We start from the raw sequence: 2526 nt of genomic DNA, 5'->3' as shown, positions 1-2526 counted from the left end.
GAGGCGAAAGCAGTCTGTCTGGATCTGTCTGCGTGGTTGCCGGAGCTTCTGTCCGGGTGACAGACTTATCCTCATGAAGTGAACTCTTTCGGGTCGAATTTCGCGGCAAGCGGCGGATTGTCATTATCTTCTGGTTTTCGACAGACGCCCTGTTTTCGGGATGCGTAACGAAACGGCCGTTCCCGTGCCTGATGCACATGCGCGCAGAGGCAGGCGCAACCCACCTGCCTCCGTATGACCATCAGGGGGCCATCGGCGACAGGAGAATGGGCGGCCCCATCGCGCGTCTAATCTGCCGTGAAAACAAACCCCGACGTCATACACCGCCAGCCGGGCATTCCCGCGAGCGGCTCCTCATCGGGCGGGGGCGGAACACGGCCTCCCGAAAGGGCTACCAGCTGGTTGGCCGGCGCTTTCTTAAGGAGAAGGTCTAGCAGCGTTTCCACGCACGCCTGTCGTGCCGAGGGACCTGCGCGGGTCATCAGATGGATATTTTCCGGAACAAGTTCGAGAGCAGCCAGCTGCAACCCAAAATCGGAGATCCACGGGCAGAAATGCCGGATTCCTGTGTACAGGCATAAATCGTAGGGCGGATGGTCATGCGGCCCTCCAAGGAGCCTTCGTAAAAAACACATGTGGTATCCAGCGAAAATCAGCGGTGCCGCACGTCGTGACGGCATCAGTCCACGGAACAGGCTGTCGTTGACCGTCAGGTGCGGTTGTCCCGAATCGTCCAGTGTTTCTTCAAGACACCCGCACCGCTGGCTCCAGTCCGAGATCCACGTCATTGACGATCCCGCCTCGAAAAAACCCTCCCGATGAGAGAGGATGATTGGAGCGCCGTGAAACGGCGCCCCCAGGTTTTGAGGAGTCAGATCGATCAGGCAAAGACGACCTGCGGGCCAGCGCGGCAGGTGAACCGGACGCGCCGTCACGACACCCGCTTCCGCAGGCCGGCGACGATTTGCAGAAAACGCTGTCTCAGCCGGTCAGGTTCAAGCATCTGGTCCAGATACCAGACTTCGGGCTGAATCCCGGCCGCTTCGTAGACCAGAAGACGGCGATCGAACTGAGCCAGCAATTTCTGTTCCCACTCATTCCTTGTGACACGGTCAGAGCCACACGCCCCGACGATTTCGATATGCTGGACCTGCGACCGAAGCCGCACCGCGATGTCGGAATGAAACCGCCTCTGGCTGTCGGAACTGATGGCAGCCTCAAGATCAATCGCGACGTCATCGGGAACGACTGGCACAATCGCTTCATACACGATCCTTTCGACCGTGGAGTTCAGAGCTGTGCCGTCGGAGGCGACGTTACCGTATGGCGGAAGATCAGGCCATCTCGCCTGCGCGACCTTCAGGAGGTTGGCCCAGACCCATGACGGACGATCACCGAGATGCATGAGATGCTGGCCCTGGGGTAACAGATATCGGAACAGACTCGATGGCGGCTGCACACGCAACTTCATTGCCAGTGTGCGGTACAGGTGAAGATCGGCTTCGGTCGGTTCAAGGAACGAAGAGCGCGCGACGAAGGGCCGGCCCGTCATCACGGACGGGCATGTGGTAAGAAGCATGACTTTGTCTTTCGGAAAGAATGGAATTGCTGAGACCTGATTCAGGCCGTAGTCAGCCGGATAAATCAGGGAACGAACCTGATCAGTTCATTGAGCGTGTGCTCAGACAGCAGTGTTTCGATGATGCGTGCGAGCAGATGGATCCGTGCAATGGCTGAGCCGGGGTGGGCTCCGCCCGTTCCGGTGACGCCATAGTGGCGTCCGAGTGCATCGATGGCGTCCGGTGCCCTGCTCAGTTCGGGAAACAGTCCGCGGACTACTGAAACAAAATGGATGTAGCGCACCGGGTCCGTTGCGTTCGGGGTTATCCAGTGCGCCTCTCGCTCCCCCGCAAGGACAACAACATCGGGCGAACTGACTGGAATAATGAGTTGCCCATTATCTTCGTCGACAGCTGATGGGCCGGGTCGTTCGAGAATTTCCGCCCGGAGCGCGTCGCTGATCGGCAGAAGCATTCCCGGACCGACTGCATCCTGCATTTTTACAGAAACCGGCTGGTCCGCAGGAAACCACAGTGCGAAATGCTCAGACTGAAGCGACTGCCCTGGGTCTGCGGCAAAAACGAGATCGTAGAGGCACACGGCCCATAGCGTTTCGCGGGGCCTCGCGCCAGACGTCGGTTCAGGCCGCAGAGACTCAACTCCGGGCACGAGGCTGACAATTCTGATCGTCAGACCAGAACTGTTTTGAAGTTCCTGTCTCATGCGATGCACTCCTCTGCAGCGGAGTGATGAACAGCGGAATGTGACATCCCGGACTCAGCAAGGCTCTGCGCGAATGCGCGGTCCAGGTTCGCGGCGACCTGCTCGACGATGAGCACGATGCCTTCAAGGCGAGGATCCTGTAGCCCGGTGCATGGAGACCTGATGATCTCCCGCAGAGAAGGAAGGACAACCCCATTCAGGACTGCCGTTGCATCGTATAGCTGATCGACCGGGTCATAGACC

The 2526-nt window shown here is 58.8% G+C and carries 4 protein-coding genes; all 4 read right to left on the bottom strand.

The features are described 5' to 3' along the window. Positions 1-287: 287 nt before the first annotated feature. Complete coding sequence (locus GOB93_RS20735; RefSeq protein ID WP_173585249.1) at positions 288-935, bottom strand: hypothetical protein; 648 nt, start codon at positions 933-935, stop codon at positions 288-290. Beyond that, the gene (locus tag GOB93_RS20730; RefSeq protein ID WP_242010971.1) at positions 932-1579 is read right to left on the bottom strand and encodes a hypothetical protein; all 648 of its coding nucleotides are present in this window, start codon (positions 1577-1579) and stop codon (positions 932-934) included. The genes GOB93_RS20735 and GOB93_RS20730 overlap by 4 nt, the downstream gene beginning before the upstream one ends. A 65-nt stretch (positions 1580-1644) precedes the next feature. Next, positions 1645-2283, bottom strand: a complete 639-nt coding sequence (locus GOB93_RS20725; RefSeq protein WP_173585248.1) for a hypothetical protein — start codon at positions 2281-2283, stop codon at positions 1645-1647. Next, positions 2280-2526 (bottom strand): hypothetical protein (locus GOB93_RS20720; protein WP_408742431.1); only part of this gene is annotated, 247 nt, incomplete at its 5' end. The genes GOB93_RS20720 and GOB93_RS20725, both read right to left, overlap by 4 nt.

This window comes from Acetobacter musti (genome assembly GCF_011516835.1).
Lineage (GTDB): Bacteria > Pseudomonadota > Alphaproteobacteria > Acetobacterales > Acetobacteraceae > Acetobacter > Acetobacter musti.
The sequence above is the reverse complement of the archived record's forward strand: the minus strand, read 5'-3'. Positions and strand labels throughout refer to the sequence as shown.